The sequence below is a fragment of the Rhizobium sp. NLR10b genome, assembly GCF_019685435.1.
GTDB lineage: Bacteria > Pseudomonadota > Alphaproteobacteria > Rhizobiales > Rhizobiaceae > Rhizobium.
In genome coordinates this window covers 91122-117512 of record NZ_JABDWV010000016.1, presented here as the reverse complement: position 1 = coordinate 117512, position 26391 = coordinate 91122, and the positions used below count along the sequence as shown (strand labels likewise).

Here is a 26391-nt window from a genome sequence, read left to right as displayed (position 1 = left end):
CGCCCGGTTTGGTTCCCTCACTCTCATGGCCGGCCGATGGAACGTCGCATCGGCGGCTTTCAGCCGAAATGAAAGACGCCGCTGTACATCCGGTCGCCCTCGGTCGGTTCGGGAGGTTCGGCCGCATCGAGGTAAGTTTTGAGCGGCCCGGTCAGCACGAACCAGACACTTGCCCCGAGCATGAAACAGGCGCCCACCGGATCATCGATGCGGGCGATGAACGGAAGGCAGGCGGATGAAAACAGCACGATGATCCGCACCGACCATTCCGCCTCCCGTTTGGCGACGGCGCGCGCCCTTGACGATTTGTATTCCCGGGCGCCATAGGCGCTTCCCCCTGCCTTGACCGCCGAAAGCAACTTCTTGGCTGAAGGCAGGGCCAGCATGATCAGCGCGGCAATGCTGAGCGCGAAAGGCTTGCCCGTCATGACCTGTCCGCTCGCGATAAGGAGAAAGGATAGCACGACAAGGTTCCACGTCGGCTCCAGCAGCTCCGGCGACTGCCGTGTACGAATGTGCCACTGCCGCAGCAAGCCTGCCGCGCCGTTCAATAACGGCTGATCGATATGACGATTGATCCAGTCCATGCTGATGTGCCCGCCCCGATTGTTTGAAGAAGGCCCGAACACCATGGAAATGGGTCATCATCGTGGCAGAGCGCCGGCAATGTCGGCCGGCGCTCTTCTTCGTTCACATAAACGGCTTTCACAACCGCCGATAAAGCGCCGGCCGTCCAACAATATGCGGACGCGCTCTGCTGGTCGTTTCGATTTCAATGGTTTCGCCGTGCCGCCGGAAAAATAGCCGTCAGCTGCGCAGGCCAGGCGCCTCATGACCCGTGCGCGCCACATATTCCGTATAGCCGCCGCCATATTGATGGACGCCCTCCGGGGTCAGTTCCAGCACGCGGTTGGAGAGCGCAGCTAGGAAATGCCGGTCGTGGGATACGAAGAGCATGGTGCCCTCATATTGCGCGAGCGCCTTGATCAGCATTTCCTTGGTGTCGAGGTCGAGATGGTTGGTCGGCTCGTCGAGCACGAGCAGGTTCGGCGGGTCGAACAGCATCATAGCCATGACCAGCCGGGCCTTCTCGCCGCCCGACAGCACCCGGCACCTTTTCTCGACATCGTCACCGGAAAAGCCGAAACATCCGGCGAGCGCGCGCAAAGGCCCCTGCCCTGCCTGGGGAAAGCGATCTTCCAGCGATTGGAAGATCGTGCGCTCGCCATCGAGAATATCCATCGCATGCTGGGCGAAATAGCCCAACTTGACGCTGGCGCCGAGAGCGACACTGCCTTCGTCGGGCGTCGTGGTGCCCGTCACCAGCTTCAGCAACGTCGATTTGCCGGCGCCGTTGATGCCCATGATGCACCAGCGTTCTCGCCGCCGTACCATGAAATCCAGCCCCTCATAGATGCTTCGGCTGCCATATTTCTTATGGACGTTCTTTAAGCTGATCACGTCCTCGCCGGAGCGCGGCGCTGGCTGGAATTCGAACGCGACCGACTGACGGCGCTTGGGCGGCTCCAGCCGGTCGATCTTCTCCAGCTTCTTCACGCGGCTCTGCACCTGCGAAGCATGCGAAGCGCGCGCCTTGAACCGCTCGATGAACTTGATTTCCTTGGCGAGCATCGCCTGCTGGCGCTCGAACTGGGCCTGCTGCTGCTTTTCGTTCTGCGCCCGCTGCTGCTCGTAAAATTCATAGTCGCCGGAATAGGAGGTCAGCGAGCCGGCGTCGATCTCGAGGATCTTGTTGACGATGCGGTTCATGAACTCGCGGTCGTGCGAGGTCATCAGCAGCGCCCCCTCATAACCCTTCAGGAACTCTTCGAGCCAGATCAGGCTTTCGAGATCCAGGTGGTTGCTCGGTTCGTCCAGCAGCATGACGTCGGGACGCATCAGCAGGATGCGGGCAAGCGCCACGCGCATCTTCCAGCCGCCCGACAGCGCACCGACGTCACCGTCCATCATCTCCTGGCTGAAACTCAGGCCCGCAAGCACTTCGCGGGCGCGCCCGTCGAGCGCATAACCGTCCAGCTCCTCGTAACGCGCCTGCACCTCGCCGTAGCGCTCGATGATCTCCTCCATGTCGCCGGCCCTCTCGGGGTCGACCATGGCCGCCTCCAGCTCCCGCAGTTCAGCGGCAACGATGCTGACCGGCCCGGCGCCGTTCATCACTTCGGCGACGGCGCTGTGGCCTGACATTTCGCCGACGTCCTGGTCGAAATAGCCGATGGTGACGCCCTTCTCGCAGGAGACCTGTCCCTCGTCGGGCTGCTCTTCACCGTTGATCATCCGGAAGATCGTCGTCTTGCCGGCGCCGTTCGGGCCGACGAGGCCGATCTTCTCGCCTTTGTTAAGAGCGGCCGACGCCTCAATGAAGAGGATCCGGTGGCTGAGCTGCTTGCTGATATTCTCGATACGAATCATGGTCTGCTATGGGCCTGAAAGAAAGTTACGGCGCCCTTACCACGCCGGGAAATGGCGGGAAAGGTCCGTTCCCCTGCCCTCTCGATCTCAAAGACCGGATTGGATAAGGTTGTCGCCTACGCTGATAAGGAATCCGTGCCCATGAGCGTTCGGCCCCCGCAGTCTTTCAGACAATCCCAGGAGGATAGGAACGGCCTCAGCGTCCTCGAATACGAGCTGATGTCGGAGCGCGCCGATTCACTCGGGCGTCACGGGCTGAAGGTGGAGGCGGCCCTCGCCGCCTTGAAAGCCTGGACCGGCGAACGCCAAAGTGCGGAGCGCGAGAGACTTCTCAATGACGCCTCCGACGCGGTCTGGGCATTCTTCATCCAGCGTGAAATCTGCGGAATGAAAAATAACCGCGACGCCATTCAGCGCTACGGAATTCCGAACGAAGTGATCGCAAGGTTGGGCGCGATACGGAAGTAACGAATGAGCGCCAGCTTGCGTGTGATTACCACCCTCACCGATTGAGTCGAAACTAACGGTGCGGAAATGAGATGACTTGGTACCAACCTACGAAAGAGAAATTGCGATGCCAGCCTCAATCCGGATCGGCAATCAGGACCTCACCGTCGATGTCTCCTCCCTCGGCGCCGAGATGCAGGCACTTAAATCAAGCGACGGACGCTCGTGGCTATGGACGGGCGACGCCGCCTTCTGGACCGGGCGTTCGCCGATCCTGTTTCCGATCGTCGGCAAGGCCCCGGACGACAAGATCGCAATCGACGGCACGATCTATCCGATGGCCCAGCATGGTTTTGCCCGCCGCAGCGAGTTTTCCCTCGCGGCATCCGCGGCAACGATGTGTCGGTACGAGCTTGCCGCCTCGGAGAGTACCCGGGCGGTCTATCCGTTCGAATTCCTGCTGGCCGTGGAGCATGCGGTGGAAGGCCGGGCGCTGACGGTCAGCGCCGAGGTGACCAACCGCGACCGGAAGACGATGCCCTTCGGGCTTGGATTCCACTCCGCCTTCGCCTGGCCGCTGCCCGGCGCTACCGGACGCGCCCACATCATCACGCTCGACAATCAGGGCGAGCCGGAACTCGTGCGGCTGGCGGGCGGCCTTATCAATCCCCCAGCGCTGCCTTCGCCGTTTCATGCCGGACGTCTGGTTCTGGATCACGCGCTTTTCGAGCAGGATGCGATGATCTTCCCCAAGGGTGCGGGCGAAGGGCTGCGCTACGGGGCCGAAGGCGGGCCAATCCTGCGGTTCCGCTTTGAAAACCTGCCCAACCTCGCTCTCTGGACCAAGCCGGGCGCGCCCTTCCTTTGCGTCGAGCCATGGCATGGCACGGCTGCGCAAGCCGGAGCATCGAGCGAGTTGTCGAAGCGGCCCTCGACGACGCTGCTTGCACCGGGCGCTGTTGCGCGTTTCGCCTTCACGGTCGAGATCGGCCATTAGCGTTCACGTGTGAAGCCCCCCTTCGCATGACGGCAAAGGGGGCTTTCCCTACGGAGGATCTTCCTGCGGCGTCCGCCGGGTTTCAATGGGCGCCCGCACCGGCGCCGGCCTGAGGCTTTTTGGTGAGGAGCAGGGCAAATGCCGCCACTGCAAGCACCACGCCGATGATAGCGAAAGTATCGCTGAAGCCCAAGATCAATGCCTGGCGCTTGACGATCTGACCCATCGCAACGACCGCCTTTTGCGATGCAACAGCCGGATCGGTGACGCCATGCTGGATGAAGTAGCCGGTAAGCTTGCCCAGGCGATCGCGAACTTCGTCACGGCTCAGCGTAATCGACTGGCCGATGATATTGGAATGGAACTGTTCGCGCTTCGTCAGGATGGTGCCGAGAGAGGCGGTGCCGACCGCGCCGCCAAGATTGCGCAGCATGTTGGTCAGGCCAGAGGCGGCGGCGGCATCTGATGGAGCAATGCCGGCCGTCGTAATGGCTGTGATCGGGGTCAGCACCAGGGCCTGGCCAACGGCACGGACAATATTCGGGATCCAGAACTGGTCGCCGGCATTGTCAGCCGAAAGCATGATGTTCATGAAGCAGCTGATCGCGAAGATCGAGATACCGAGGAAGCCGATATAGCGGGCGTCGAAACGCTTCATGAGAACAGGCACCAGCGGAATGAGCAACAGCTGCGGCAGGCCGGTCCAGGCGAGTACGTTGCCGATCTGCTCGGCATTATAACGCTGCACCTGGCCGAGATATTGCGGCAGGATATAGACTGTGCCAAAGAGCGCGACGCCGACCAGAACGTTGACCAGCACGCCGATGCCGAAATTGCGCTGAGTGAGCAGCCGCAGCTTTACCAGCGGCTTCTTGACCGTCAGCTCGATCCAGATGAAGACGGCGAGAAAGACGAAGGCGACAAGGCTGAGCTTGACGATGAAGGGCGAAGAGAACCAGTCTTCCTTGTTGCCTTCCTCCAGCACGGTCTGCAGCGCCGAGAGGCCGACGGCCATGGTGAAGATGCCGGCCCAGTCGCCTTCCCTCAGAAGGTGGAGCTGCATCGGCTGCTTTTCCAGCGTCAGGGCGAGAGCGGCCGCCATAATGAGGCTCGGGATCGTGTTGATGAAGAAGATCGTCTGCCAGCCATAATTCTCCGTCAGATAGCCGCCGATCGTCGGGCCGATGGCCGGGGCGAAAGTGACCGACAGCGCGAAGATCGCGAGCCCCAGCGGCTGCTGGGTCTTCGGCAATTTGGTTAGCACCATGGTGAAGGCCATGGGGATCAATACGCCACCGGCAAAGCCCTGCAGGCCGCGCAGCAGGATCATCGTGCCGAGATCATGCGCGAAGGCACAAGCCATCGAAAATAGCGGAAAGAGAATGGAATTGACGAGGATATAGCGGCGAAACGAGAAGACATTGCTGAAATAGGCCGTCAGCGGAATGACGACGATCTCCCCGATCAGGTAGGAGGTCGATATCCATGCGCCGTTGTCGACGCCCGTTCCGATGCCGCCCTCGATGTCGAGGAGGGAGGCATTGGTGATCTGGATGTTGAGGATCGCCATGAAGGCGCCGATCATGCCGGCGAGAACGGCGATCCATTCCTTGGTGCCGGCGCCCGGCTGCGATATGGGGGCGGCTGTTGCTGCGGTAGTGGACATGACGCGATCTCCTAATCCCCGCGCCTAACTGCGGCCGGCATCGGCCTTGGTGTCGATGCTCGGCTGAACGGACATGCCGGGTCGCAAGTCGCCATTGGCGGCTTCGCCGTCGAGCACGATCTTGACCGGAATGCGCTGAACGACCTTTGTGAAGTTGCCGGTCGCGTTGTCGGGAGGCAGAAGCGCGAATTCCTGGCCGCTTGCCGGAGCAAGGCTATCGACATGGCCCCGATAGATGCGGCCTGGAAAAGTATCGACCTCGATATCCACCGGCTGGCCGGCGCGAACATCGGTCAGCTGCGTTTCTTTGTAGTTGGCGATCACATAGATCGCGCTCGTGGGTACAACCGACATCAGCTGGGTGCCCGCCTGCACATACTGGCCGACCCGCAGCGTCCTGTTGCCGACGGTGCCGTCGACAGGGGCGGTAATCTCTGCATAGGAGAGGTTCAGTTCAGCCTGATGCTGGACAGCCTGGTCATGGGCGAGCGTCGCCTTCGCCTGGGCGAGTTCGGCATTGAGAAGGTCGACTTGCTTGACGGCGGCGTCGAGCGCAGCGTTGTCGCGAACAATGGTTGCCTGGGCGGCGGCAATGGCGGAAGCGGCCTGTTGTGCCGTCTGAACTGGCGCATAACCATTGGTGGCGAGATTGGCGTAACGCCTGTTGTTCTGTTCGGCGAAGGTCTCGTTTGCCTTGTCGACCTCGACCGTGGCGCGGGCTGCGGCAATCGTCGACTGCTGAATATCCAGCGACGCCTGCTTGGCGTTGAGCGTCGCCTCGGCGGCGGCGACATCGGCCTTGGCCTGATCGAGAGCGGCACGGAAATCGCGATCATCGATGCGTGCGAGCGGCTGACCCGCCCTGACCACCTGGTTGTCCCCGACGAGCACTTCCGCGATGTAGCCCGAAACCTTTGGTGCGACAGTCGTATTGTCGGCCTTCACATAGGCGTCGTCGGTGGAAATCTCGAAGCGGCCGAAGGTCCAGTAACTATGGCCGTAATAGCTGGCGGCGGCGATCAGGGCGATGGCGGTCGCGCCCAGCAACAGTCCGCGGCCACGGCGCTTGGGGGCGGGATGCTCCAAAACGGCGGCAGCTTCGACGATGCGTGACGTGTTGCCGTTATCAAGGGTTGCCGGCGCGCCCTCCGCCGTGGTTTCGGTGACAGGCGCGTTGTTGTTCAGGGCCTGCAGCGTACTGATGGACATTGCCTTTCTCCTATTACTGGTCGCTGTCGCTACCGGCTGCGGCCTCTAAATTCATGTCAGTTCCACTTTTGGAAACTTGTTATTTTCCAAAATATGCTTTATAAAATCGGTGTCAACAAGAATTTGGAAAATAGTCATGGTCCAAAATCACGAAATCGAGAAGAGACCGCGAGGACGACCGCAAGTCCGCTGCGACGACGATACGAGAAGCGTGATCATCGAGGCGGCTAACCGGCAGTTCCACGAGAATGGTTATGCCGCGGCAAGCATCGCCGCGATCGCGCAAGGGGCTGGTGTCTCGACCAAGACACTCTACCGGCTGTTTCCGACCAAGGCGGATCTGTTTTCCGAGATGATCATCGAGCGGACGGGGCGCTTCCTCATGTCGCTCGATCCCGGAACGCTTGCGGTATTGGACCTCAGGCAAGGATTGGAGCGCATGCTGATGGCCTATGGCATGCTGACGCTCTCGCTGGACACGATCACCGTGACTCGGCTCGTCATCAGCGAGTCCGACCGCTTTCCCGAGATCGCCACGACCTTCTATGAGAAAGCGATCGTCAGGACCAACGCGCTGATGGAGGACTGGCTGCGTAGACAGATCGATCGCGGGCTGATCGCACTCGACGATCCACATGCCGCCTGCGGGATGCTCCGTGGGATGATGATCATGGAGCCACAGCGTGCAGCGATGCTGCGCCAGCAACAGCCGCCGGGGATCAAGGAGATCGCCGCAAGGGCGAAGATGTGCACGGATCTGTTCCTGAAGGGTTGCGCGCTCTGAAGTGTCGCTTGGGCTCCAGAGCGCAATGATTTTCTATGCCAAGCGACGCCAATGCCCTCAGGTCGGCGGGGCATCCAGTGCATGCAGGATGCCGCGAAGCTCGGCAAGGCCGCGCATGCGGCCAATGGCGGGGTAGCCGGGCGTGACTGTTTTGTCGAGATCGTCGAGCATGCGGTGGCCATGGTCCGAGCGGAAGACGATGGTATCTTGAGCGCCACGGCGGCGGTCTTCCGTGACAAGTTCCCGGAGAACGGCAACCATGTCGACATCGCCCTCCAGGTGCGCGCTTTCATGGAATGTTCGGCCATCGCCCTCTCTCGTCGTAGCGCGAAGATGGGCGAAATAGATCCGTGAGGCGAAACGGCGGGCGATCGCCGGCAGATCGTTATCGGCGCGCACGCCAAGGCTGCCGGTGCAATAGCACATGCCGTTCGCCTTCGACGGCACCGCATCGAAGAGAGCAGCATAATCATCGGCCGTCGAGGCGATGCGCGGCAGACCGAACAGCGACCGCGGCGGATCGTCGGGATGCAGCGTCAGCTTGACGCCGCGTGCTTCGGCGGCCGGCGTCACCGCCTCGAGGAATTCGATCAGGTGCCGGCGCAGCCTTGCGGCATCGATACCGCGATAGGCGACAAGCTTTTCCCGGAAGGCCGGAATGGTCAGAGGTTCGGTGGTCGAACCCGGCAGAGCCGATGTGATGATGCGGGTGATCTCGGCGATCTCCTCCTCCGACATCGCCTCGAAGACGATGCGCGCCCGTTCCCGATCTGCATCGGCATAGTCCCGTGCCGCATCCGGCCGTTCCAGAATGAAAAGATCGAAGGCCGCGAAACGCTCATGATCAAAGCGCATCGCGGTGGCCCCGGTCGGCGTCACGAAATCGAGTTCGGTGCGGGTCCAGTCCACGACGGGCATAAAATTATAGCAGACGATCGGAATGCCGCAGGCGGCGACCGCTTCGAGGCTTGCGATCCACGCCTCGATTTCGGCCTTCGCCTCCCCGCCCCTGCGCTTGATGGCATCGGGGATCGGAATGCTTTCGACGACCGACCAGACGAGCGGCGAGCGGTCGGCTGGCGTCGTCTCGATCAGCGATTGGCGTTCGCGCACCTCCTTCTCCGTCCAGGCCCTGCCAATCGGCACCTGATGGAGCGATGAGACGATATTGGTGGCGCCCGTCTGGCGGACATCATCCAGCGTCACCGGCGCTTCCGGTCCGAACCATCTCCAACCCTGTCGCATCTTTCTTCCTTCCCTCGACTCTTCGTTTCGTGGTGATCCTGCCGTCAGCAGAAATAATCGGGGTAACGCGAGCGTAGCTCATCGACATCGGGAATGACGGCGCTCAAGTGATGGATCATCGCGCCGCGCGCAGCCGTGGCATCATGGGCGACGAGCGCGTCGCGAATGACGATGTGTTCGCGGATCACATTGTCCATCCGCCCAAGCGCCGGCAGCGCCAGCCGCCGCGCCCGGTCGATCTGCACCTTGACCGTCTTCAGAATCGCCCAGATGCCGGGATAACCTGCTATCTCAGCAATCGCTTCGTGAAAGGCCTCGTCCTCCTCATGAAAGTTCGAGGCGTTGCCGACCGCGGCATGCGACCGCTGCCGGGAGATGATGGCGTCCAGATGGGCAATATCGGCAGCGCTGGCGGTTTCGGCCGCAGCCTCGACGGTTGTACCTTCGAGCGCCTTGCGCACGACCACCGCCTCCGGGATCGACGCGACAGGCACACGCGATACGACCGTGCCCGACTGCGGATAGATGTCGACCAGCCCGCCTTCGGAGAGCCTGAGCAGTGCCTCGCGCACCGGCGTGCGGCTGACCCTCAAATCCTCGGCAATCCGCTTCTCCTGCAGCAACAGGCCAGGCGGCATCCTGAGCGAGACGATGTCGGCATAGAGCCGTTCGTAGATGGCGCCGGCCGTGGTGACGCGTCGCAACTTCGGACCGACTCCTTGGGAAATCGGAACAGCAGGCGCTTCGGCTTCTGGGGACTGCCGCATACTCAAGACCGGTGGTGGCGTTCTGACATACTAGTATATCAGCCTCAGCGCCTTGCCAAGAGCTGCGGAGGAACTGGCTTACATTTTGAGGTTCCGCGTCGTTTCAACCGCCGTTTCGATGCTGGCCGCGTCTCTTGGTTGGAACTTAGATCAGCCGAATTGGTTGAGATCCAATCAAGGAGGCGCCGATGAAGAACCCGGTACGCAAAAGAAGTGAAGGCACGACTGACGACACGCGGCTGAAGGATTCCTCCCCCGCCGGTGCGCGGAAAGGGAAGATGGCGCGGCAAGCGGCACACCAGACCGTCGGGCAGCGCACCGATTCTCCGGCCGCTGGCCGCGAGGAGGAGATCCGCAAAAGAGCATACGTGCTGTGGGAGAAGGACGGCAGGCCGGAGGGCAGGCATCAGGATCATTGGACCCGCGCCGAACAAGAGCTCGATACGCGGCATGGCGAGGCCGACAATCCTCCCAAGCTCGAAGCGTTGCGAGAGGCCTCGCGCGAACATAGCGATACGTTCCTGGTCAAGACGGATCTCGAAGACGCCGATCAACGCGAAGCCTCACCCGGCACACGCGAGCAGGATTAAATTGCAGTCTTGAGTCAATGCAGGAAAGGTCCCGACATGGTCGATAAAAGAGACTTGGACGCCGGATTCACCGGCACACCCGTCGAGCCGCCCGGAAGGATTGGCCAAGGTTGCCCAATCGGCGGCCAGCGGGGTGAAACGCGAGGTCTATGCAGTCACGGCCGGGGCAAGAAACCACCCGCAGACCGCAAGCGCATTGTTGCTCACTATAGGTATTGTCGCATTCGGGTTCGGTTATCTCCTCGGCCGGTCATCGGTGGAAAACTCGCGCCTATATTGGCGGTAGCTGCAGACTTCAACGATGTTAGTTTTGACAAATCGCCCGATACTCGGTGATGATGGGAGGTCAAGGTCGTGCTCGAAAGGTGTCCCCATGGGCCGGATCGCGCCGCACGATGACAAAGCTTCTCGATCGCACTTCAAACGTGTTTTCCGATCGGCACGGCTTTGCTATAGCAAGCTATTGCGGCCCATTGCCAAGTGAGCAAAGTGCATCCGGGCTTGCTGTTGCCGGAATACGACAGTGCAAAAAGCACGGGTTCTGCCCGCGTTCACGGCTTGACAGTGGTGGCAACCGTCCTTAGCGAGGCTGGAAAGCAACACCTCAGGGCTACCAAAGTGAACTATTTCAGGCAACTCGTGATTGCGGTACTTCATCCTGGAAACGGATCTGGAAGCGCGCTTGATCGAACCAACGGCATTGCGGTCGTTCTCTTTGCAATCCTGCCCGGACTTTCGCCGAACTTCAATTCCTTCATTCTCCTCGGGTCGATGCTATCGGGCCTCTATTGTCTGGCAAGAGCCCGCTGTCCTCTGAACCTGTCGAAGTCCGATCTGGTGGTTGCCATTTGCATGACGATTTACCCGGTGGTGATGATCGTCAGCATATTCGTCAATCCGCCTTTCTCGGAAGAACTGGATTGGATTTTCCGGCTCCTGCCGTTCTTTTCGATCTGGCTGATTTTGCCGCGTATGCGTCAATCTCCCGATGGCCGCCTTGTGCCGCTCTTTATCCTCGCCGCCGGCCTCGGGATGATTGTTACTTTCCTTTTCAGCCTGCTTCAAGTCTTGTTCCTGATGCCCAGGGCGGAGGCGGGAACCTCGAACGCGGCGCTGCTCGGCGTTATCGGCGTGCTTTTCGGCGGCGTCGCGCTACTCAATATTCAATCTCCCAAAAGCATGGAGCAAAAGATCGCGATATTGGGGTATGCCGCGGGTCTCGGCTGCGCGCTGCTTTCCGGAACGCGCTCGGCCTGGCTGGTCATCCCCGTCCAGCTCGTCATCTTTCTCTGGTATTTTCCCAAAAACCGATTTCATATCAGTCTGCGCAGCCTCGCCATCACCGGCTCGGTATTGCTGCTGGGACTTCTCGCCCTGGGCAGCGACCAGGTTGTCTATCGCGTCCGTGAGCTCCAGGACAATCTGTCGTCGCTCGAAAGCACCAATGGTGATATCACCTCGCTGAGCGCGCGCGTTGCCCTCTACAAGGGCGCCTTATCCGCAATCACCAAGGATCCGCTGACCGGCTATGGCCCGCAGAACCGGATGGCTGCTGTCCTGGCAGAAGTCCCTGAGGGCCTTAGGCCGCAACTGCCCTATTCCCATGTCCATAACGGCTTTCTCACAGCGGGAATCGACGCCGGCCTTGTCGGCATCGCGGCGCTTTCACTGCTGCTGCTGACGCCCGTGATCGGTGCGTGGAAAAAGGAACCCGGCCCTGGCCGGGATCTAGCCATGGCGATCGCTCTTCTGCTCACCACCAGTTACATTATTACCGGCAGCTTCGGCATCATGTTCAACCAAAAGGCACTGGATCCGATCTTCGCCTATATGGTCGCTCTTATTTGCGCGGATCGGGGCAGTACACGCTATGCAGCTGTCGTTCGAAGCTAATTTCCTGCGCCTGAGGCTAGCGCGTTGATATCTTCTTGCTCCGGATTGGTTTCGGCGCCGGTGAACGCAAGATCTGAAACCTCACCCGTTGAGGAATAGCCGGAAACGAGTTCTGCCAAGGTCGCCCGTGCCGCGACCATGTCGTTTCGGTCCAAGGACGCATTGAGCGAGTTGAGCTTCTTCGAAAGTTCCGCCCAGAACAGGAAATCCTCGCGCGCCTTCATAATCCGCGGATGTTCAGTTGTCTCGGGGTTATCCCCGATCAACAGTTCTTCATAAAGCTTCTCGCCGGGCCTCAGGCCGGTAACGGCTAGCTCGATGTCCCCTTCTGGATTATCCACGTCCCGGACGGTCAATCCGGACAGTTCGACCATCTTGCGGGCGAGATCCGCAATGCGGACGGGCTCGCCCATATCGAGCAGGAAAACATCGCCACCCTCGGCCATGGCACCCGCTTGGATGACAAGTTGCGAGGCTTCCGAAATGGTCATGAAGTAGCGAGTTATTTTCGGATGCGTCAGGGTAACCGGGCCGCCTTCCTTGATCTGCTGCCTGAACAGCGGCACGACGGATCCGGAGGAACCGAGAACATTTCCGAAGCGGACCATCGAGAAGTTTGTCCGCAGTCTATCAGCGGTCAGCTCTGCCGCGAGCGCCTGCAGCACCATCTCCGCCAGCCTCTTGCTGGCGCCCATCACATTTGTCGGGCGCACGGCTTTGTCGGTGCTGATCAGCACGAAATTCGAGACGCCGCATTTATTTGCCGCACGTGCGGTGATCAATGTCCCCATGACATTGTTCTTGATGCCTTCCACGGCATTGTGTTCGACGAGTGGCACATGCTTGTAAGCGGCGGCGTGATAAAGCGTCTGAGGCCGCCAGCTCTGCATGATATGTTCCATGCGATCCTGGTCGCGGACGGAACAAAGGATCGGCACGATCTGCAGGCTCTCATGCTTGTAAGCTTCGGCCAGCTTCAGCAATTCGGCATGAATATTATAAAGCGCAAACTCGTTCTGATCTATGAGGATGAGGCTCGAAGGCGCATTGCGCAGAATCTGGCGACATAACTCGCCGCCGATAGAGCCGCCGGCGCCCGTGACCATCACCACCTTGTTGCGCATCGCCTTGTCGAGCAGCTCTTGCCGCGGCGCAACCGCTTCCCTGCCCAGCAGGTCTTCGATCTCCAGCTCACGAATATCGGAAACGGCGACTCGTCCCTGAGCCAGCGCTGTGAGATCCGGCAATGTCCGGACGTTCACCCTGGCTTTACGGATATGCTCGAGAATTTCATTGCGACGCTGCCGCGATGCGGATGGAAGAGCAAGAAGCACGTTGTGCACGCCAAGTGCTTCAGCGAGCACCGGAAGATCCGACGGGTCATAGATCGGCAAACCGCCCATGATGCCGCCCTTGAGGCGCGGATCATCATCGAGGTAACCGACCACATTGAGTTCGGCGCTGCTCGTCAGAGCGCCGGCGAGTTGCCGTCCGGCATTTCCCGCCCCATAGATCAGCACCTTGGCGAGCGTATTCTGGTGAAGAATACGCTGATAGGTATCCCCGAGCCAATAACGGATCCCCAACCGTGACAGGCCGATCGCTATCAGCAGCAGGAAGGGCTGAAGAATGCCGACGGTTCTCGGAACTCCCGGGACGCTGAGCGCCGTAAAGATCGTCATGAAGGCGACGCCGTAGATAGCAATGGCCTTCAGAACGGCAATGAAAGCGGCCATGTTGGCGTAACGGAAGATCGCCCGATACATGCCCATGACGATGAAGATCGGAAGGGCCATGCACAGGGAAACCAAGACCGGCAACCACTGCACGCCGGTTAGCACCGTCCATTCGTTCAGGCGGAAGCAATAAGCCAGCCAGATCGTCAGAACGCAAAGGCCGGAATCCACCAGCAGGGCGAGCGCGCGTTTAGCAGCACGCGGCATGGCCAGCAAAGGGGCGACAAGCGCCTGCATCGGCACTAAGAACCATCCCGAGCGTGGCGTCTCAGTGGGGGTATTTTCAGGCATTGCTTCCCAGCGTCTCGCGGATCAAACAGACAACCACCTTCTTGTCATTTTCTACAACGAGCGCAACTGAAATAATCGGAAATCAAGGTGTTCCGCACCTCTTATCTATCAGAAGTAGGTAACTTAATGCTTTATTCCCCTACGGCGGATGACCTTCTCGGCCGTCAGAAACAGGATGCGCATGTCGAAGCCGATCGAGCGCCGCTCAAGATATTCGACATCGAATTTCACCTTCTCCGGAATTGGCAGTTCGTCCCGCCCGTTGATCTGCGCCCATCCGGTCAATCCGGGCAGGAGTTGGTCGACCCCATGGACCGTCCGCAATTCGATCAAATCATACTGGTTGTAGAGCGCCGGCCGCGGCCCGACGAAACTCATTTTGCCGCCCAGAATGCACCAGAGCTGCGGCAGTTCGTCGAGACTGGATTTGCGTAGAAACGACCCGATCGGCGTCAGAAACCGCTCGGGGTTTTCGAGTAGATGCGTCGCGACGGTCGGCGTGTCGACGCGCATGCTGCGGAATTTCGGCATCAGGAAGATCTGATTGAAACGCCCGATCCGTTTTGACCAGTAGAGGATCGGTCCTGGCGACGTTAGCCGGACACAAAGAGCGACAACAAGGATCGGAACGAGGAGGATGACCGAAGCCACCAAAGCCAGCAAAAAATCCACTGCCCGTTTCAAGCCCATCGCCGTACTTCTTCCATTGCCTCTTCAGCGGATTTTCGCCATACGCCACCGCGCCGTATCGTCAAAAAGGCATTTCACGTCAACTCCAACCGCATCGTTTCTCCAGAGAACGACAGCCGATCGTCGATCAGATCCTTTCCTCGCCTTGCCGATCAAAAATCTTGTAACCTCTTGATCTTAAAGGAAGAAGAACTTAACGGGAAGTTATCTCCCCGTTTATTTCCGTCACCTTTCGTTAACCATAAGCCGACGCGGGCAAACCGCATGGCAATCTCATCCAGTCTTACCCCTGATTGGCGAATTGGTGCGGACAAGCGCCATCAGCATCGGTCCGATGGCAAATTCGCCTCTTTCGGCGCGGCGGGTCAGATCACGGAGGTAACCACCGGCGGAATTGATGTGCCCTGCCCTTTCAAGCACGCACGCTATGACGGTAGCCGCATTTTCAGGCCCCATGATCTCGCAGGCCTGTTCATAGGCCGAGGGGCTCACTCCGAGCATCGAGCGCACGACGACAGCTGCCGCCATCAGATCGCGCCATGTGCCCACCGAGCCCTGCGGTCCATAGGCAGTGATCTCTGGGCAGGCCTGCAGCACCAGGCCCAGCGGGAAGGATTTGAGCCCGCCGCCGGCAGTCGAGGCTGAGCTTGCAGCCGGCACGGACCTGCCCTTCCCTTCATGTGTCGCTATTCTGGCCATCGGCTCGGCCCAACCTTCCGATTGGTCGTCTGCCGTTGCTCCCTGCTTCGTTTCGAAGCCTGGTTCAAGTTCAGTAATGCAGTGTGGGTTTGAATTCTGTATGTGCCGCTCAGAATGTCGGGCATTGCCGCTTTGATTTGGAGCTTTGACCTGCATTTCCAACTGATTGGTGATTTCTTCGCGCAGCAGTTCCAGTTCGTCGAGCGCGGCGGCGATCTTCTCGAAGGATGGCGACCGCGGCAGCCGTTCGACGACGCCTCGAAAATGCAGGTGAACCCCGCTCCAATCACCAGAGGCCCCCTCTTCCACGGCCAACTCGATGAGCTTGGCGATGTCGCGCCGGCAAAGCGTCAGGCGCTCTTTGAGCCGCTGCAGTTGCAATCGCTCGGCTGCCACCTCCGCCGCCAGCCGCTCGATCTCGTCAGCGCGCACAAGCAGCGGCGCCAGCGAGAAGCCGAATGCCTCACGGATCTCCCCGCCCTGCTCCTTGCGGGCGTAACGCTTGCCGTTCGGGCTGTCCTTGCGGATCAGCAATCCGGCCTCGATCAGCGCCGCCAGATGGCGGCGGATCGTCTGCTCCGCCATTCCATGCGCGCGCAAAGAGAGCTGCGCATTCGAAGGAAAGACGACCAGGCCATTGTCCTCGGAGAGCTCTCCCTTGGGATAAAAGCTCAGCAAGGCGTTCAGGATAGAGAGCGCCCGATCGGTAATGCCGAGCAGCGGTCTGGCCTCGCACAGGGCGCGATAGAGTTTCCACTTGTCAATCGATCGGCCCGGCTCGATCCTTCGGGCAGCGGCCTGGTTTGCCAACATGCCAAACGTCATCGGCCGCCGCCCGAAGGGCGTCGTCACACTTCCGCTTTCCATTTTCTTCGCCTTCTTCAAGGCAAAAGATCACGGCTCACCAAATTCGGTGCCAAAGACTCTTGACTATGATTCGCGGAAATGTGATTCTCTGGGTGTCTAGATCAGAGAGGGCTTCCGCGGCGGCAACGTTCGGGGGCCTTTTCTTTTGCTTATTGATCTCCGTTCTTCGTCAAATCCTGTGTCTTCTCGAACGCCTCGTAGAGACGATCCAGATTGCTGGCGATGTAGGCGCCAAAGGCAGATGCCTTCTCCGCCTTCAGCGCGATGGTGAACTGTTTTCCATCATCCTTGATCTTCGCTTTGACGGCTCCGTCCTGGCGCTGCCAGGCGTGAGCCACGGGCTGAATTGCGGCGGCGGACGAAGCCTGTTGCTTCCTGCTGATGAAGGCGACGAGCATGTCGAAGCGGGCGTCCGGCTCCGCCGTCTCGAACTCCGCCGATCTGGTGAACGCAATCGCCCGGGCGGCAATGTTTTCCGTCTCGAATTTTACCGAAAGATCATGCCAGCGATCGCGACCGGTCGTCTTGGCTGCGCCGATCGCGGTCAGGACTTCGGCCGGAATCCGCTTCGTGACCGACAGCATCTTGGACACCGTCGTCTTGTCGGCGCTGAGTGCCGACATGATCGTTTCCCGATCGAAACCCAATGTATCGAGCTTGTCGGCAAACATCGTCCTCTCGATGAAGGAGAGATCGGCGCGCGCCGAATTCTCCTGGCCCTGCGCAATAACATGGTCGCGGTCGTCGAGTTTCTTGACCACCGCCCGAACAGGTCGGCCGAGCTCCTTTGCCGCCCGTGCGCGACGATGGCCAAAAGCGATCTGGTATCGCCCCTCCCTCTCGGGATGCGGGCGCACGAGGATCGGTGAATCCTGGCCGCGCAGGCGGATCGCCTCGACCAGTTCCCGGAACTGTTCGTCGGTATGCGCGAGCCGGTCGCTCACGAAGGAATCTTCGATCAGCGCCGGGTCGAGATCAATCACCGTCTCGCCGCTCGCCAGCTGCTCTTCGATCGCCTTGGCGGCATCGGCCTTGGCGGCCAAGGCATCGATGCTGCGGGTGACCGCCCCGAGTGCGCCAATCCCTTTATAGGTGATATGCTGCCTCTCGTCGCGATGGGCCGGCTCATCCTCATTGTTTACCGCGGTAAACTTCTTGGAATCATCCATCAGGCCCGACAGAAGATTTTTACGCGCCATCAGCCAGCTCCTTGCCCGGGTTTACCGCAGTAAACTTCCCGCTCATTTCCGGCCCCATGCCTTGTGAATGAGATCGACGATTTCCGTGTTGACCGCCTCCATCGCCTCCATGGCGCGGTCATAGGTCGCGCGGGTAAACTGACTTCGCTCGACCTCATACAGTGTCTGGTTTGTCATCGCCGCATCGGAGATCGCGACGCTGCGCAGCATCGGGTTGGTGAGCACATGGCTCTTGAACATCGAGCGCATGAAGGCGACCATCTGCGTCTGCGGCCCGTCCTGCGGGTCGTAGCGGGTCACGAGATAACGCAACCAGTCGAGGTTCATGTTGCCGCCGGCTCCCTTCAGGGTGTTCAGCACTTCGCCAAGCATTTGCAGGAACTGGCACATCGACATGACATCGAGCATCTGCGGATGAACGGTGATCAGCACCGCCGTCGCACCGCAAATGGCGCTCATGGTCAAAAAGCCGAGCTGCGGAGGGCAGTCGATGATGACGACGTCGTAATCGTCCGCGACCGAAGCGAGTGCCTCATCCAGCCGTGCGAAGAAAACGCGCCCGTAATCACTCGCTTTACCCTGAGCGAGGACCCGCGGCGTATCGTGCTCGAATTCCATCAGTTCAAGATTGCCCGGCACAAGGTGAAGGTTCGGGAAGTTGGTTGGCCGGATAATGTCCCGCAGCGGACGCCGCTGATCGTCGTAGCGAATGGCGGCGTAGAGCGTCTCGTTTTCGTTGACGTCGAACTCCGGCTGAAAGCCGTGTATGGCGGAAAGAGACGCCTGCGGATCGAGATCGACGGCAAGGACGCGGTGACCGGTCAGGGCAAGATGCTGGGCAAGATGCGCGGCACTCGTCGTCTTGCCGCTGCCGCCCTTGAAGTTGACGACGGCGACGACCTGCAGATGTTCGTGGCCGCGGCGATGACGTATATAATGCGTTCCGGCCCGCGCATTGTGCTCGAGAAAGCCGCGCATCTCTTCCATCTGCTCCGCCGTATAGGATCGGCGGCCGGACGGCGTGACCTGGGGGAGGGCACCCTTGCCCTCGAGCGAGAGATTTCGAAGATAGCCGCTGGTCACGCCGAGAAACCGCGCCACCTCGGCGAGCTGAAATTCCCGCAGACCCTTCAGCGCGCGCGGAGGAAACATTTCGAGCCGATGCTGCTTCAGCTTGTCGGAGAGTTCCTGCGCCTGACCGATGATCAGCTGATCGACATCGGAAATTGCTTTGTCTATTTGCGGTGCCATATTCATGGAAATCTCGAAAATGCGATTTAAAAGCTCTACGCGCTGAGAAACCGCATTTAGCGCCGATTCTGGAGGAGTGGCAAGGCAAATAGGGTTAACAAGACCCTATCAAAAGGTTGTCCAATCTTTTTCAAGCGGTTGCGCAGGCCGCGCCTGTCGCTGGCCGGTGCAATCGCACGTTCACGGGCCGAATCGGACGAGGTCGGCTGGAAACACCGGCATGATAATCCAAATCGCAATGTCGGGTGGGCAAAGCGCTTTGCGGCATGTCCGCAGCGGCAAGCCACCGGTTCGTCGGCATAGAGCACGGCGCGGCGGTAAGGTGCCGGGCTCTGGCCGATCAGCCGCAACTTGCCAGATCACGCGAGGCTGAGCTCGCAGGAGAATTGCCCGCCGGCCCGTTACTCGAGAGGCGGACGTGTGATATTCGCTATCGAAGGCAAAGCCGGGCCGCTTTCCGCCTGCGCCATCGCTTTCACCAATGCGATGATCGTTTCACGGATATCGGGATCGGCAATCTTCAGAAAGGCCCGATTAAGCACCAACCCTTCCTTCGTCCGCAGGAATTCAGCGACGGGGTCGGCGCGGTCCGGCAGATCCAGCCCTTGCAGGCTCAATGGCTGTGACTCGTTCTGCTGGAAGAAGAAGCTCGGTGAGGTGTGAAGCACTTCGGCGATTCGCTGCAAGCGGCTCGCACCAATGCGGTTGATGCCCTTCTCGTATTTCTGAACCTGCTGAAAAGTCACGCCGATCTGCTCGGCAAGCCGCTCCTGGCTCATTCCAAGCAGCTGCCGGCGTGTTCTGATGCGCGCTCCGACGTAGCTGTCTATGGCATTCGGTGTCTTGACATTCATCGCGTGTTTTCAGCCTCGATCGGATTTCAATCGGCGCAGCTGTAGTACCCCTGCCAGCAGTTTTCCACGGTTGTTTCCATGTAGCATAGCATATCTGCGATGATCACGGCTGACTGTGATATGAAAACCCCCATCCGGCAAACGCCAGCGACGCAGGAACCGATCGGCGGTGGGGAAAATCAGACAAAAGCCGTACCGATCCTGGCCAAACCGGGCTGGTGATCGTTGGCCGACCTGCGTTAAGTATCTTTCAGCGACCGTCGCTTGATAGTCTTGCCAGCCCCGATCGCCCAAAATCCATCGAAAACGACGGCACTGATCGTGCCTGTGCAGGAGGATGTTGATGGCAAGCGTTGCCGAGCGCGCACCCCGTTTCGAAAAGACAACGATGTCCATTCTGATGGCTGTCAGCTTCTGCCATATGCTGAACGACATCATGCAGTCGCTGCTCGCCTCGCTCTATCCACTGTTCAAGGCAAATTACGATCTCGATTTTGTCCAGATCGGCCTGCTGACCATGACGTTCCAGGTCACGGCGTCTCTGCTGCAGCCGGCGGTCGGCATCGTCACCGATCGCTGGCCGATGCCCTATTCGCTGCCGGTCGGCATGGCGAGCACTTTTTGCGGACTCATTCTGCTCGGCAATGCCGGCAATTTCGCGCTGCTGCTGGTCGCGGCAAGCCTGATCGGGTTTGGCTCGGCCGTCTTCCATCCGGAATCCTCGCGTGTTGCCCGTCTTGCCTCCGGCGGCCGCCACGGTTTCGCGCAGTCCTTTTTCCAGGTCGGTGGCAATGCCGGCCAGGCGATCGGTCCGCTGCTCGCCGCCTTCATCGTGCTGCCGCTCGGGCAGCACAGCGTCTCCTGGTTTGCCGCCATCGCGATGATCGGCATGATCGTGCTGAGTTGGGTAGGCAGCTGGTATATGAGCCACAGGCGACAAAACGCCAGCAAACCGGCCGCGAGTCGAACTCTGCCGTTATCGCAGAGCCGGGTCGTCCGGGCGCTGCTGATCCTCGTGTTGCTGACGGCGACGAAGAATGTCTACATGGCGAGCGTGTCGAGCTACTTCACCTTCTATGTCATCGACAGGTTCGAACTCAGCGTGCAGCAGGCGCAGCTGATGCTGTTCCTGTTCCTCGGTTCGGTCGCCGTCGGCACTTTCCTCGGCGGGCCGATCGGCGATCGCTTCGGTGCCCGTTTCGTCATCTGGTTTTCGATCCTCGGCGTCATTCCTTTCGCATTGCTGCTGCCCTATGCCGATCTTTTCTGGACAGGCGTGCTCAGCATCGTCATTGGCCTGGTCTTCGCGTCGGCCTTTTCAGCGATCGTCGTCTTCGCGCAGGAACTGGTGCCCGGCCGCGTCGGGCTGATTGCCGGCGTTTTCTTTGGCTTTGCATTCGGGGCAGGGGGGTTAGGGGCTGCGCTGCTCGGCGATTTTGCTGACACTCACGGCATCGCCTTCGTCTACCGCATCTGCTCCTACCTGCCGCTGCTCGGCCTGCTGACGATCTTCCTGCCGCGCATTCCGAAGCAGAAGCCGGCCTGAGGCCATCCGGGACGTCACGATTGCCGTATCGGAGCGGGTCTGAGAAGTCCGTCGTCCCTTTGGCCGCCGTGGTTGCAAACGGCGGCCACAGGCGACGTTTTCCTTTTTTAGGGGATGCTCACAAGCCGCAATTAATCCATAAATTTGATGGAAAATTTATCCTGCCGGTATTGATGACGGGGCAAGAGTTTTTCCGACCTTTCCTCCACATCAGACTTTCTTGCTTCGCCCGCGACCCAGCCATTTGCCATGATCGACCAGCTCGGGGCGTTCGGCCTCATTCAGTCAGACGGGATATAAAATGACCAAGAACAAAAATCTTCACGGCTTCCACCTTTCGCGCCGCGCGGCTCTTGCGGCCGTCGCTGTTTCCGCGGCTGCACTTTTTACCCTTGCGGCACCCGCACTTTCCTTTGCCGAGGACAAGTCGATCAAGGTCGGCATCATGGCCGGCGAGGATGAGGATGTATGGCGCGTGGTGACCAGCGAGGCGGCCAAGAAGGGCCTGACGATCGAGACCATCACCTTCAACGACTATACTCAGCCGAACGAAGCGCTGGAGCGCGGCGAAATCGACGCCAATGCCTTCCAGCACCGACCCTATCTCGACAACCAGATCCAGCAGCACGGCTATCACATCGTCCCCGTCGGCTATACCGGCGTCTGGCCGATCGGTCTCTATAGCAAGAAGCACAAGGCCGTCGCTGAGATCCCCGAAGGCGCCGTCATCGGCGTGCCGAACGATCCCTCGAACGAAGGTCGGGCGCTGCGAGTTCTTCAGAATGAAGGCCTGATCAAGCTGAAGGACGGCACCGGCATTCTTGCGACAGTTGCTGACGTCAGCGACAATCCGAAGAAGATCGAGATCAAGGAGCTCGATGCCGGCATCGTCGGCCGTTCGATCGACGATCTCGATGCCGGCGTCGTCAATACCGACTGGGCGCTGAAAAGCGGTCTTTCTCCGGCCGAGCGCATCGCGCAGGAGCCGACCGCCGATAACCCGTACCGCAACTTCATCGCCGTCAAGGAAGAGAACAAGAATGCGGACTGGGTCAAGACGCTGGTGTCGTCCTACCAGAACGACACCGTCAAGGCCGAGTTCGACAAGGTCTACAAAGGGACCGGTCTCAGCGCCTATTGATCCGAGAGAAGGCCGGGGTTAAGGCCTGCCTAAAGGCGGTTCGGGCATTCCCCGCTCGGACCGCCTTCGGCGTTTGCAAGGAAAAGCACATGAATTCGTTTGTTTCCACCACTGCGGTCGCGGCGCAGCCGCAGACGACGGTGACCGAAGAGGTGGTGAGGCTGATCGATGTGAAGCGGCGGTTCGGCACCACGCCGGCGCTCGACGGTATTTCGCTGAGCGTAAAGAGGGGCGAGATCCTCGGCATCATCGGCCGCAGCGGCGCCGGCAAGTCGACGCTGATCCGCTGCCTGAACGGGTTGGAGCGCGCCGACAGCGGCGAGATCCGCATCGAGGGCCGCGATATCACCCGACTTCAGGAGCAGGAGCTGCAGTCGCTGCGCCGCCGCATCGGCATGATCTTTCAGCACTTTAACCTGCTGTCCGCCAAAACGGTCGAGGACAATGTCGCGCTGCCGCTGAAGATCGAGGGTGTTGCCAAGGCCGAACGCGTGAAGCGGGCCCACGAACTGCTCGAGCTCGTCGGGCTTGCCGACAAGGCGCAAGCCTATCCCGCATCACTCTCCGGCGGCCAGAAACAACGCGTCGGCATCGCTCGGGCCCTGGCAGCACGCCCGGCACTGCTGCTGTCGGACGAGGCGACATCGGCCCTCGACCCGGAGACAACACGATCGATTCTGGCGCTGCTCAGGGATATCAACCGTAAGCTCGGACTGACCATTCTGCTGATCACCCATGAGATGGAAGTGGTGCGCGGCATTGCCGATCGGGTCGCGGTCATCGATGCCGGGCGGATCGTCGAGGAGGGCCAGGTCTGGTCGGTTTTCGCCAATCCGCAGACCGACATCACCAGGAGCTTGCTGGGCGGCATCCGCCCGCAACTTCCCGATCACATTCTCGGCCGGCTGTCGGCGAAGACAGGCAGCGAAGTGATCCTCAGTGTTGATCTCGCCGGGCCGCAAGCGCAAGGGGCGCTGTTTGCGGAACTCTCGGCGATGCTGCCGCATTCCTTCCGCCTCGTCCATGGCGGCATCGACCATATCCAGAACCAGCCGGTGGCGCGGTTCTTCATCGCCGTCCCCGCGCGCGACCCCGCGCTCGCCGGAAAGGTCGAACAATTCCTGACAGCCCGGTCTGCCCGGGTGGAGGTGCTTGGTTATGACACCGATCATGCTTGAACTGCTTCTTCGCTCGCTTTGGGAGACGGTCCTGATGACTGTCGCCTCGGGGGTGATTTCGCTCTTCGCCGGGCTGCCGCTCGGCCTTGCCCTCGTCGTCACGGCGCGCGGCGGCATCGCCGAAAATCTCTGGATCAATCGCATGCTCGGCGCCGTCATCAACGGCTTCCGCTCGGTGCCATTCATCATCCTGCTGGTGGCGCTGATCCCGCTGACGCGGCTGATCGTCGGCACCGCGCTCGGCACCGGAGCGGCCATCGTGCCGCTCGCCATCGCCGCGACACCTTATTACGCGCGCATCGCCGAAGTATCGTTGCGGGAGGTCGACCGCGGGCTGATCGATGCCGTCCGCGCCATGGGCGGCAATCGCTGGACCATCATCCGCGAGGTGCTGGTGCCTGAAGCGCTGCCTGGCATCGTCGCCGGTTTCACCGTCACGCTGGTGACGCTGATCGGCGCCTCGGCCATGGCAGGCGCGATCGGCGCCGGCGGCCTCGGCGACCTTGCCATTCGCTATGGCTATCAGCGCTTCGAAACCAATGTCATGATCGCAGTGGTCGCCGTCCTCGTCATCCTCGTCTGCGGCATCCAGTGGCTCGGCGACCGACTGGTCGCCAAGCTCGACCACAGATAGGTCAAAACCGCAGGCGTGCGGCTGCTTTAATTGTCCTAAGGCCGTATCGCATCAGCCACCTGTGAAGTGATAAGGTGGCGATGAAGCAGCCGGAGGAACGCATGACGAAGAAGACGCTGTCGGATTGGGCGGAGCTTGCGCAGAAGGAACTGCGCGCCTCACCCGAGACACTGACCTGGCAGACGCCGGAAGGCATCGCTGTCAAGCCGCTTTATACCGCCGAGGATCTCGAGGGCGCCGCGCATCTCGGCTCGCTGCCCGGTTTTGCACCCTTTACCCGCGGACCGCGCGCGACGATGTATGCCGGCCGGCCATGGACGATCCGCCAATATGCCGGCTTCTCCACAGCCGAGGAATCGAACGCCTTTTATCGCCGCAATCTCGCAGCCGGCCAGAAGGGCCTGTCGGTCGCCTTCGATCTTGCCACCCATCGCGGTTATGACAGCGACCATCCTCGCGTCGAGGGCGATGTCGGCAAGGCGGGCGTCGCGATCGACAGCGTCGAGGATATGAAAATCCTGTTCGACGGTATTCCGCTTGGCGACATGTCGGTTTCAATGACCATGAACGGCGCCGTCATTCCGATCCTCGCTTCCTTCATCGTCGCCGGCGAAGAGCAGGGCGTGCCGAGGGCCGAGCTGTCGGGGACCATCCAGAACGACATCCTCAAGGAGTTCATGGTCCGCAACACCTATATCTATCCGCCCGAACCTTCGATGCGGATCGTTGCCGACATCATCGACTATACGGCAAGGGAGATGCCGAAATTCAATTCGATCTCGATCTCCGGCTATCACATGCAGGAGGCCGGCGCGACACTGGTCCAGGAGCTTGCCTTCACGCTGGCCGACGGCCGCGAATATGTCAGGGCGGCGATCGCCAAGGGTCTCAACGTCGATGATTTTGCCGGAAGACTCTCCTTCTTCTTTGCGGTCGGCATGAATTTTTTCATGGAGGCGGCAAAGCTGCGCGCCGCCCGGCTGCTCTGGACCCGTATCATGGAGGAGTTCCAGCCGAAGAAGGCATCCTCGCTGATGCTTCGCACCCATTGTCAGACCTCCGGCGTCTCATTGCAGGAGCAGGATCCCTACAACAACATCATTCGCACCGCTTTCGAGGCGATGTCGGCCGTGCTTGGCGGCACGCAGTCGCTGCACACCAATTCCTTCGACGAGGCGATCGCGCTGCCGACGGAATTCTCCGCCCGCATCGCCCGCAACACCCAGCTGATCCTCCAGCATGAAACCGGCGTGACCAAGGTGGTCGATCCGCTGGCCGGCTCATATTATGTCGAGAGCCTGACGAAGGAACTTGCCGACAAGGCCTGGGCGCTGATCGAGGAGGTGGAAGCGATCGGCGGCATGACGAAGGCTGTCAACGAAGGTCTGCCAAAGCGGCTAATCGAGGAAGCAGCGGCGCGCCGCCAGGCGGCCGTCGACAAGGGCGAGGAGGTCATCGTCGGCGTCAATCGCTACAGGCTCGACAACGAACAGCCGATCGACATTTTGGAAATCGACAACAGCGCGGTGCGCACCGCGCAGATCCGCCGCATCGAGGAGACGAAGCGGCGGCGTGACAGCAGCGCCGTGCGCGAAACGCTGGCCGCCCTGGCAGAAACCGCACGCAGCGGCAAAGACAATTTGCTGGCCGCCGCCATCGAGGCGGCACGGGCCCGCGCCACTGTCGGCGAGATATCGGATGCGATGCGCGCCGCCTTTGGCGATCACGCCGCGACACCTGATGTCATCAAGGGCGTCTATGGCGAGGCCTATGACAACGAGCCGGAACTTGCCGTCCTGAGGGAGCGTATGGCAGAGGTGACGGAAGCGATGGGATACCGGCCGAAAATCATGGTCGCCAAGCTCGGTCAGGACGGGCACGACCGGGGCGCCAAGGTAATCGCCTCGGCCTTCGGCGATATCGGCTTCGACGTGCTCGCCGGTCCACTGTTTCAGACGCCTGACGAGGCTGTCGAGTTGGCGCTTGATCGCAAGGTCAATGTCGTCGGTGTCTCGTCGCTCGCCGCAGGCCACAGGACGCTGCTGCCGCAGTTGGTCGACAGGCTCAGGGAAAAGGGTGGTGACGATATCATCGTCGTCTGCGGCGGCGTCATTCCGCGGCAGGACTATGAATTCCTCCACGAACACGGCGTTGCGGCCGTGTTCGGCCCAGGCACGAACGTTCTGGAAGCGGCGAACTCCGTTCTCGACCTGCTCGAGGGCAAACGGCGAAACCAGTAATTCATAAAATCTGCGCAGCCGGAGGCAAACCGCTGCG

The 26391-nt window shown here is 60.4% G+C and carries 22 protein-coding genes and 1 pseudogene; 11 read left to right on the top strand and 12 right to left on the bottom strand.

Annotated elements, in window-relative coordinates; genetic code table 11:
- Nucleotides 1–59 precede the first annotated feature (59 nt).
- Complete coding sequence (locus HJB91_RS24420; protein WP_085781420.1) at nt 60–587, bottom strand: hypothetical protein; 528 nt, start codon at nt 585–587, stop codon at nt 60–62.
- Between the two features lie 220 nt (nt 588–807).
- Complete coding sequence (locus HJB91_RS24415) at nt 808–2430, bottom strand: ABC-F family ATP-binding cassette domain-containing protein (RefSeq protein WP_221156019.1); 1623 nt, start codon at nt 2428–2430, stop codon at nt 808–810.
- Nucleotides 2431–2571: 141 nt separating this feature from the next.
- Between HJB91_RS24415 and HJB91_RS24410 the strand changes: the two genes are divergently transcribed.
- Nucleotides 2572–2898: a DUF6665 family protein gene (locus HJB91_RS24410; RefSeq protein WP_210633683.1), complete on the top strand. Its 327-nt coding sequence runs from the start codon at nt 2572–2574 to the stop codon at nt 2896–2898.
- Between the two features lie 106 nt (nt 2899–3004).
- Nucleotides 3005–3874, top strand: coding sequence for an aldose 1-epimerase family protein (locus tag HJB91_RS24405; RefSeq protein WP_221156018.1), 870 nt, complete (start codon nt 3005–3007; stop codon nt 3872–3874).
- Between the two features lie 82 nt (nt 3875–3956).
- Here HJB91_RS24405 and HJB91_RS24400 read toward each other — a convergent pair whose 3' ends face one another.
- Both HJB91_RS24400 and HJB91_RS24395 read right to left on the bottom strand, forming a co-directional pair.
- Complete coding sequence (locus HJB91_RS24400; RefSeq protein WP_210633680.1) at nt 3957–5540, bottom strand: DHA2 family efflux MFS transporter permease subunit; 1584 nt, start codon at nt 5538–5540, stop codon at nt 3957–3959.
- Nucleotides 5541–5564: 24 nt separating this feature from the next.
- Nucleotides 5565–6749, bottom strand: a complete 1185-nt coding sequence (locus HJB91_RS24395) for an HlyD family secretion protein (RefSeq protein ID WP_221156017.1) — start codon at nt 6747–6749, stop codon at nt 5565–5567.
- A 136-nt stretch (nt 6750–6885) separates the two neighbouring features.
- Between HJB91_RS24395 and HJB91_RS24390 the strand changes: the two genes are divergently transcribed.
- The gene (locus tag HJB91_RS24390; RefSeq protein WP_210633676.1) at nt 6886–7533 is read left to right on the top strand and encodes a TetR/AcrR family transcriptional regulator; all 648 of its coding nucleotides are present in this window, start codon (nt 6886–6888) and stop codon (nt 7531–7533) included.
- 57 nt (nt 7534–7590) lie between these two features.
- Here HJB91_RS24390 and uxuA read toward each other — a convergent pair whose 3' ends face one another.
- Both uxuA and HJB91_RS24380 read right to left on the bottom strand, forming a co-directional pair.
- A complete protein-coding gene (uxuA, locus tag HJB91_RS24385; protein ID WP_221147541.1) occupies nt 7591–8778 on the bottom strand; it encodes a mannonate dehydratase in 1188 nt (395 codons plus the stop codon).
- 44 nt (nt 8779–8822) lie between these two features.
- On the bottom strand, nt 8823–9545 hold the full coding sequence (locus HJB91_RS24380; RefSeq protein WP_221156016.1) for a GntR family transcriptional regulator: 723 nt from the start codon (nt 9543–9545) through the stop codon (nt 8823–8825).
- A 188-nt stretch (nt 9546–9733) separates the two neighbouring features.
- On the opposite strand from HJB91_RS24380, the gene HJB91_RS24375 reads away from it, so the two are divergent.
- The 3 genes and pseudogenes from HJB91_RS24375 (at nt 9734) to HJB91_RS24370 (ending at nt 12028) form a co-directional block, all read left to right on the top strand.
- Nucleotides 9734–10135 (top strand): DUF2934 domain-containing protein, encoded by a 402-nt coding sequence (locus HJB91_RS24375; RefSeq protein WP_210633670.1) that lies wholly within the window; start codon nt 9734–9736, stop codon nt 10133–10135.
- A 36-nt stretch (nt 10136–10171) separates the two neighbouring features.
- Nucleotides 10172–10421: pseudogene (locus HJB91_RS30910) on the top strand (hypothetical protein).
- Nucleotides 10422–10753: 332 nt separating this feature from the next.
- The gene (locus tag HJB91_RS24370) at nt 10754–12028 is read left to right on the top strand and encodes an O-antigen ligase (protein ID WP_221156043.1); all 1275 of its coding nucleotides are present in this window, start codon (nt 10754–10756) and stop codon (nt 12026–12028) included.
- On the opposite strand, the gene HJB91_RS24365 is transcribed toward HJB91_RS24370, so the two are convergent.
- The 6 genes from HJB91_RS24365 to HJB91_RS24340 form a co-directional block, all read right to left on the bottom strand.
- Complete coding sequence (locus HJB91_RS24365) at nt 12025–14055, bottom strand: nucleoside-diphosphate sugar epimerase/dehydratase (RefSeq protein WP_210633667.1); 2031 nt, start codon at nt 14053–14055, stop codon at nt 12025–12027. The two genes, HJB91_RS24370 and HJB91_RS24365, sit on opposite strands and share 4 nt — an antisense overlap.
- A 123-nt stretch (nt 14056–14178) precedes the next feature.
- Nucleotides 14179–14745 (bottom strand): sugar transferase, encoded by a 567-nt coding sequence (locus HJB91_RS24360; RefSeq protein WP_221147539.1) that lies wholly within the window; start codon nt 14743–14745, stop codon nt 14179–14181.
- A 273-nt stretch (nt 14746–15018) separates the two neighbouring features.
- On the bottom strand, nt 15019–16311 hold the full coding sequence (gene repC / locus HJB91_RS24355) for a plasmid replication protein RepC (protein ID WP_221156015.1): 1293 nt from the start codon (nt 16309–16311) through the stop codon (nt 15019–15021).
- A 149-nt stretch (nt 16312–16460) separates the two neighbouring features.
- Nucleotides 16461–17510 carry a plasmid partitioning protein RepB gene (gene repB / locus HJB91_RS24350; RefSeq protein ID WP_210633661.1) on the bottom strand — a complete coding sequence of 350 codons (1050 nt, stop codon included), beginning with the start codon at nt 17508–17510 and terminating at the stop codon, nt 16461–16463.
- A 42-nt stretch (nt 17511–17552) separates the two neighbouring features.
- Nucleotides 17553–18767 (bottom strand): plasmid partitioning protein RepA, encoded by a 1215-nt coding sequence (gene repA, locus HJB91_RS24345; protein ID WP_210633659.1) that lies wholly within the window; start codon nt 18765–18767, stop codon nt 17553–17555.
- Nucleotides 18768–19162: 395 nt separating this feature from the next.
- Nucleotides 19163–19615, bottom strand: a complete 453-nt coding sequence (locus HJB91_RS24340; protein ID WP_221147537.1) for a helix-turn-helix domain-containing protein — start codon at nt 19613–19615, stop codon at nt 19163–19165.
- A gap of 343 nt (nt 19616–19958) precedes the next feature.
- Here HJB91_RS24340 and HJB91_RS24335 point away from each other — a divergent pair, with 343 nt between their 5' ends.
- The 5 genes from HJB91_RS24335 to scpA all read left to right on the top strand — a co-directional run bounded on the left by HJB91_RS24335 (nt 19959) and on the right by scpA (nt 26354).
- A complete protein-coding gene (locus tag HJB91_RS24335) occupies nt 19959–21161 on the top strand; it encodes an MFS transporter (protein WP_210633656.1) in 1203 nt (400 codons plus the stop codon).
- Nucleotides 21162–21462: 301 nt separating this feature from the next.
- Nucleotides 21463–22302, top strand: a complete 840-nt coding sequence (locus HJB91_RS24330) for a MetQ/NlpA family lipoprotein (RefSeq protein ID WP_210633654.1) — start codon at nt 21463–21465, stop codon at nt 22300–22302.
- Nucleotides 22303–22391: 89 nt separating this feature from the next.
- The gene (locus HJB91_RS24325) at nt 22392–23480 is read left to right on the top strand and encodes a methionine ABC transporter ATP-binding protein (RefSeq protein ID WP_221156014.1); all 1089 of its coding nucleotides are present in this window, start codon (nt 22392–22394) and stop codon (nt 23478–23480) included.
- On the top strand, nt 23461–24114 hold the full coding sequence (locus HJB91_RS24320; protein WP_210633650.1) for a methionine ABC transporter permease: 654 nt from the start codon (nt 23461–23463) through the stop codon (nt 24112–24114). The genes HJB91_RS24325 and HJB91_RS24320 overlap by 20 nt, the downstream gene beginning before the upstream one ends.
- Before the next feature lie 101 nt (nt 24115–24215).
- The gene (scpA, locus tag HJB91_RS24315) at nt 24216–26354 is read left to right on the top strand and encodes a methylmalonyl-CoA mutase (protein ID WP_221156013.1); all 2139 of its coding nucleotides are present in this window, start codon (nt 24216–24218) and stop codon (nt 26352–26354) included.
- The last annotated feature ends 37 nt before the right edge of the window (nt 26355–26391 follow it).